The organism is Frateuria sp. Soil773 (assembly GCF_001428405.1).
Taxonomy (GTDB): domain Bacteria; phylum Pseudomonadota; class Gammaproteobacteria; order Xanthomonadales; family Rhodanobacteraceae; genus LMSL01.
The window spans coordinates 760,125-766,129 of sequence record NZ_LMSL01000041.1 but is presented as its reverse complement, the minus strand read 5'-3'; the positions used below and the strand labels follow the sequence as shown (position 1 = coordinate 766,129).

At 71.0% G+C, this 6,005-nt stretch carries 6 protein-coding genes and 1 pseudogene; 4 read left to right on the top strand and 3 right to left on the bottom strand.

The genetic code is table 11. The features are described from left to right. Nucleotides 1–330 precede the first annotated feature (330 nt). The 3 genes from ASG87_RS18955 to metF are packed head-to-tail and all read right to left on the bottom strand — an operon-like array spanning nt 331 to nt 2,736. Nucleotides 331–1,248, bottom strand: coding sequence for a branched-chain amino acid transaminase (locus ASG87_RS18955; protein ID WP_056008961.1), 918 nt, complete (start codon nt 1,246–1,248; stop codon nt 331–333). A 52-nt stretch (nt 1,249–1,300) separates the two neighbouring features. Beyond that, nucleotides 1,301–1,879, bottom strand: coding sequence for a DUF4124 domain-containing protein (locus tag ASG87_RS18950; RefSeq protein WP_056008958.1), 579 nt, complete (start codon nt 1,877–1,879; stop codon nt 1,301–1,303). 32 nt (nt 1,880–1,911) lie between these two features. Beyond that, nucleotides 1,912–2,736 (bottom strand): methylenetetrahydrofolate reductase [NAD(P)H], encoded by an 825-nt coding sequence (metF, locus tag ASG87_RS18945; protein WP_056008955.1) that lies wholly within the window; start codon nt 2,734–2,736, stop codon nt 1,912–1,914. 203 nt (nt 2,737–2,939) lie between these two features. On the opposite strand from metF, the gene ASG87_RS18940 reads away from it, so the two are divergent. The 4 genes and pseudogenes from ASG87_RS18940 to ASG87_RS20365 all read left to right on the top strand — a co-directional run. Beyond that, on the top strand, nt 2,940–3,896 hold the full coding sequence (locus tag ASG87_RS18940) for an alpha/beta hydrolase (protein ID WP_056008952.1): 957 nt from the start codon (nt 2,940–2,942) through the stop codon (nt 3,894–3,896). A 27-nt stretch (nt 3,897–3,923) separates the two neighbouring features. Next, nucleotides 3,924–4,973, top strand: coding sequence for a histidine kinase (locus tag ASG87_RS18935; protein WP_056008949.1), 1,050 nt, complete (start codon nt 3,924–3,926; stop codon nt 4,971–4,973). Beyond that, on the top strand, nt 4,970–5,692 hold the full coding sequence (locus ASG87_RS18930; protein WP_056008946.1) for a LytTR family DNA-binding domain-containing protein: 723 nt from the start codon (nt 4,970–4,972) through the stop codon (nt 5,690–5,692). The genes ASG87_RS18935 and ASG87_RS18930 overlap by 4 nt, the downstream gene beginning before the upstream one ends. A 137-nt stretch (nt 5,693–5,829) precedes the next feature. Continuing rightward, nucleotides 5,830–5,925: pseudogene (locus tag ASG87_RS20365) on the top strand (IS5/IS1182 family transposase); the annotation flags it as partial. Nucleotides 5,926–6,005: the final 80 nt, after the last annotated feature.

Here is a 6,005-nt window from a genome sequence, read left to right as displayed (position 1 = left end):
AGGCGACGATGTTCGAGGCCTCTTCAGTCGCGGCGGCTCTTCCAGGGAAGCCAAAGGTGCCGCACTGCGGTACCAGCCACGCCGTCATTCCAGCGAAAGCTGGAATCCAGCGCCTTGGTCTTTCAGCTCCAGCGCTTCAGTGATCCGAAGTCACTGGATCCCAGCTTTCGCTGGGATGACGAGACAGGGTGGTCTGGAGCGGGTCGTTCGAAAGTGAGGCGACGAGGTATCGGGACTGAAACCGCTTCCATGGGTATCGGCCACAAGAAAACGCCCCGCATCGCGGGGCGTTTTCGGCTTGCAGGTGGCGTCCGGTCGGGCGGTGCCGGATCAGACCGGTTCCAGCCAGCCCCACTTGTCGTGCGTGCGGCCGTCGAACAGGCCGAAGAACAGTTCCTGCAGGCGGCGGGTCACCCGGCCGGCGGTGCCGTTGCCGATCTGCTTGCCGTCGATCGCGCGGATCGGGGTGACCTCGGCGGCGGTGCCGCACATCAGGACTTCGTCGGCCAGGTACAGGTATTCGCGCGGCAGGTCGCGCTCGATCACCTCGATGCCTTCCTCGCGCGCCAGGGTGACCAGCGTGTTGCGGGTGATGCCGGCGAGGATCGAGGCGCTGGCCGGGGTGGTGTGCAGCGCGCCGTCGAAGACCAGGAACAGGTTCTCGCCCGCGCCTTCGCTGAGCAGGCCGGTGGAGGCCAGGGCGATGCCCTCGCCGAAGCCGAGGCGACGCGCTTCGCGCGCGATCAGTTGGCCGGAGAGGTAGTTGCCGCCCGCCTTGGCGCCGGCCGGGATGGTGTTGGGCGCGAACCGCTGCCAGCTCGACACGCAGGCGGTGATGCCGTTCTCCAGCGCCTCCGGCCCCAGGTACGGGCCCATCGGCCAGGCCGCCACGGCGACGTCGATCGGCGTTTCCGCGGACAGGCCGAAGCCGCCCAGGCCGCGGTAGGCGACCGGGCGCAGGTACGAGGCGCCCAGGTTGTTCTTGCGGATCACCGCGCGGCAGGCGTCGGCCAGTTCGTCCTGGGTGTACGGCAGCACCATGTCGTAGATGCGGGCCGACTGGTACAGGCGGTGCAGGTGGTCGGTGAGGCGGAAGATCGCCGCGCCGTCGGGCGTGGCGTAGCTGCGGATGCCTTCGAACACCGACGAGCCGTAGTGCAGTGCGTGCGACATGACGTGGGTGGTGGCTTCTTGCCAGGGTTTGATCTGGCCGTTCTGCCAGATCCACTCGGGGTACTGCTGCGCCATCGCGGTTCTCCTGAATAACCGGCCTATGATAACCGCTGGCGCGGGCCGGGCTTCAGCCGGCCGGGCGCAGCCACAGGCAGCCGGCGCTGCGCACGATGGCGTAGCGGGCCTCCCGCGCCACGCCGGTGCCGTCGTCGGCGGCCGTGCGCAGCACCAGGGCGCGGGTGGCGCCAGTGGCCGGTGCCGCGGCCGTGCCGGGCGGGGCCGGGCCGTCCGCGAAGCCGCTGTCGTCCGGTGCGGCGTCCGGCGCGGTTTCGGCAACGTCCAGCAGCGGGCGTTGCATCAACTCGCGCAGCGAGCCGATGTCGGCCACGACGGCGCGGCGGCCGTAGCCGCCCCACAGCATCAGGCCGGCCAGGCGGTTCGCGTCGCGCGTGGCGAAGGCGTCGACCACGCCCTGCTTGAGCTCGGCCAGGTCGGCGGCGCACAGGATCGGAGGCGGTTCGCCGATGGCGGGGGCGGTAGTCGCGGCCGGCGAGGCCGCCGGCCGCGTCGGCGTGGCCTGCACGTCGCTGCAGACCCGGTCGGTGAACACCGGGTTGCCGTCCGCGCCGATGCAGCGGTGGATGGGGTTCTGCGCCAGGGCCGGCGCCAACGGCAGCAGCAGGCAGATCGTGGGGAGCCATCGCATCCGCCCAGCATAGCCGGCGGCGCGGCGGCCGGTCAGTGCAACTGCTCCAGCACCGCCTGCGTCGCGCGGGCGCGGTTCAAGGTGTAGAAGTGCAGACCCGGCGCGCCGCCCTGCAGCAGGCGACGGCACATCTGCGCCACCACCTCGGCGCCGAGCGCGCGGATCGCGTCGGCGTCGTCGCCGTGGGCCTGCATGCGCTTGGCGATCCAGCGCGGGATCTCCGCGCCGCACATGTCCGAGAAACGCTTGAGCTGGCTGTAGTTGGCGATCGGCATGATGCCCGGCACGATCGGCACGTCCACGCCCAGCCGCTGCGCGTCGTCCACGAAACGGAAATAGGCGTCGGGATTGAAGAAGTACTGGGTGATCGCGCCGTTCGCGCCGGCGTCGACCTTGGCCTTGAAGTGGCGCAGGTCCGCCAGCGCGTCGTCGGCCTGCGGGTGGGTCTCCGGGTAGGCGGCGACCTCGACGTGGAAATGGCTGCCCGAGTGCTCGCGGATGAAGCGCACCAGTTCGGCGGCGTAGCGGAAGTCGCCGGCGCTGGCCATGCCGGAAGGCATGTCGCCGCGCAGCGCGACGATGCGGCGGTAGCCGGCGGCGCGGTAGCCGTCGAGCAGTTCGGTGATCTCCGCGCGCGTGCCGCCCATGCACGACAGGTGCGGCGCCACGTTCAGGCCGTGCCGCTGGTGCAGGCGCGCCACGGTGTCGCCGGTGTAGCTCAGGGTGGAGCCGCCCGCGCCGAAGGTCACCGAGGCGTAGTCGGGCGCGTGCGGCTTCAGCAACTGCGCCGTGCGGTCCAGTTGCGCGCGTTGTTCGTCGGTCTTGGGCGGGAAGAATTCGAAGCTGATCGCCGGCATGGCGGGGTTCCTGGTGAGCGTCCTCAGCGATTATATGCGTTCATCGCGATAAAGCGATATGTGAATCCGGCTCTGCAACGGACACCGCTCGGCCGGTGCGCGGGCCGTTCGCCCGCTGCCGCGGCCGCTTGTCATGTTTTTCCTCCCGCGATGGCGGCGCGGCGGCACGCTGTGCCCACTCACCGACACCAAGGAGGCACCCGATGAACACCACCCTGTCCCGTATCCGCCGCGGCGTCCGCATCGCCGCGCTCGCCCTGGCCATCGGCGCGGCCGGCTACGCCGCCGTCGACGCACATGCCGCGGAGGCCCCGGCCCCGGCGCACGCCGCCACGGCAGGCCACGGCATCGCCGTGCAGGTGGTCGGCAGCGGCACCCCGGTGCTGTTCATCCCCGGCCTCAACAGCGGCGCCGACACCTGGCGCGACACCTGCGCCGCGCTGCAGGCCAGCCACGTGCAATGCCATCTGGTGCAGTTGCCGGGCTTTGCCGGGCAGCCGGCGGTGGCGAGCAAGGCCTACCTGGACGAGATGAGCCGCGGCCTGCTCGATTACATCCGCGACCGCCACCTGGCGCATCCGGTGGTGGTGGGCCACAGCCTCGGCGGCATCGTCGCGCTGAAGATGGCCATCGCGCAGCCGAAGGCGATCGGCAAGCTGGCGATCATCGACGCGTTGCCGTTCCTGCCGGCGGTGCAGAACCCGGCCGCCACCGGCGCAGGCATGCAGCCGGTCGCGGCGGGCGTGCGCGAGCAGTTGCTGAAGGCCGACGACGCGGCCTACCGCGCCCAGGCCGAGGCGGCCGCGCGCGGCATGGTGCACGACGCCGCCCGCGTGGCCGAGGTCGCCCGCTGGAGCGCGGCCAGCGACCGCGCCACCACCGCGCAGGCGATGTACGAGATGATGACCACCGACCTGCGTCCCGCGCTCGGGGCGATCCGTGCGCCGACCCTGGTGCTGGGCTCGTGGGCGGGCTATGCGCCCTACGGCGCGACCAAGGCCTCGACCACCCAGGTGTTCCAGGGCCAGTACGCCAAGCTCGCGGGCGTGCATATCGCGCTGAGCGAGGCCGGCTACCATTTCCTGATGTGGGACGATGCGAAGTGGCTGCAGTCGCAGTTGCGCGGGTTCATCGTGGATGGGGCGGCAGCCGCGCATTGAGCGGCGGCCAGGGGAGGAGGACAGGTAATGGCGCACAGGCGGCAGGGGCGGTGGTTCTGGTGGATCAACCTAGTGCCGTGGTCGCTGTACCTGGCCTTCAGCGCGCTGTTCGGCATGAGTTTCGCGCAGGGGCGCTCGGGTGCATTGCTGCTCGGCGTCCTGGTGGCGTGCGGCCTCTACCTCGGTTCGGGCGGGCTGCGCGCACTGGCGCTGCGGCGGGGCTGGCTGCAACTGGACGGCACCCGCCAGGCGCTGCGCCTGCTGGCCGCCGTGCTGCTGGGCGCGCTGCTGGTGCAGGTGCTGGTGGCGCTGGTGCTGGTGCCGGCGGTGCGGCTGGGCTGGGTGGCGATGCCCAACGGGCGGATCGACTACCGCCCGGGCGCGGTCCTGGTCTACTGGATCAACACCGCCGTGATGCTGGGGCTGTGGACCGCCGGCTGGGCCAGCGGCCGGGCGCTGGAGCGGGCGCGCCATAGCGAGATCGCACGGCTGCGCGCCGAGGCCGAGCGCAATGCGCTGGAGCGCGACGCGCTGCGCGCCCGGCTCAACCCGCACTTCGTGTTCAACGCGCTCAACAACCTGCGCGCGCTCATCAACGAGGACGCCGAGCGCGCCCGCGAGATGGTCACCCGGCTGTCCAACACCCTGCGCCACGCGCTGGAGCGGGACGACCGCGAATGGGTGCGGCTGGCCGACGAGCTGCAGGTGGTGGACGACTATCTCGCGGTGGAAGGCGTGCACTACGAGCAGCGCCTGCGCGTGCGCCGCGACCTCGCCGCGGAAGCGATGGACGCGCGGCTGCCGCCGATGGCGCTGCAACTGCTCGTGGAGAACGCGATCCGCCACGGCATCGCGGTGACCCCCGGCGGCGGCGAGCTGGTGCTGCGCGCGCGGCTGGCCGGCAACCGCCTGCGCGTGGAAGTGGAGAACCCGGGCCGGCTCGGCGCGGGCAGCGGCGGTCACGGCGTGGGCCTGGCCTACCTGCGCGCGCACATCGCCCGCGCCGAGCCGCCGGGCCGGTTCGAGCTGCGCGAGGACGCCGGCCGCGTCGTCGCCTGCCTGGAGATCGCGCAATGAGCCTGCGCATCCTGATCGTGGACGACGCCCGGCTGGCGCGGCAGGAACTGCGCACCATGCTGGCGCAGATGCCCGAGGCCGAGTGCGTGGGCGAGGCCGACGACGTGCCCGCCGCGCGCGCGGCGATCGCCTCGCTGCGGCCGGACCTGGTGCTGCTGGACATCCAGATGCCCTCCGGCAGCGGCTTCGACGTGCTGGACGGGCTGGACCCGGCGCCGGCCGTGGTGTTCACCACCGCCTACGACCAGTACGCGCTGCGCGCCTTCGAGGCCAACGCGCTGGACTATCTGGTCAAGCCGGTGGCGCCCGAGCGCCTGCGCGCGGCGCTGGCGCGCGCGCAGGGTATGGCGCTGCGCACCGAGGCGCCGCCCGCGCGCGGGATGCTCGGCGCGGACGACCGCGTGTTCCTGCGCGACGGCGAACGCTGCTGGTTCGTGACGCTGGGCGAGATCCAGCGCATCGCGGTGGACGGCAACTACGCGCGGGTGTGGTTCCGCGACCAGTGCGTGATGCTGGCGCGCAGCCTGAGCGCCCTGGAATCGCGGCTGGACCCGGCGCTGTTCTTCCGCGCCAACCGCAACACCCTGGTCAACCTGCGCATGGTGCGCGCGGTCGAGCCGTCGGTGGCCGACGGCTACGTGCTGACCCTGAAGGACGGCAACGAGGTCGAGGTATCGCGACGGCAGGCGAGGGAGTTCCGCGAGCAGATGGCGCTCTGATCCGGCTGCCGGTCGCGGGTAGGCGAATGGTCGCGGCTCGCCAATGGAAACGGGCGCCTTAAGGCGCCCGTTTCCATTGGCGTATCGAAGCTCGAGGCTCACCGTAACGAGCTACGCGAAGGACTGGGGTTACGTGGCACCGAAGGCTATGGAAGAACTGCGAGCGCAGGCTCCACACCAGCTTGCAATTCATCCACTTGGCGTTCCTTGCCCTCCTACTTAAAAGATTTTGAACAGGCACTAAGGAGGAGTCGCATATTTCCCTTGACCTCGGAGTCGCTTTGATTGGAAAGAAAGTGCAAGGGATTACCAC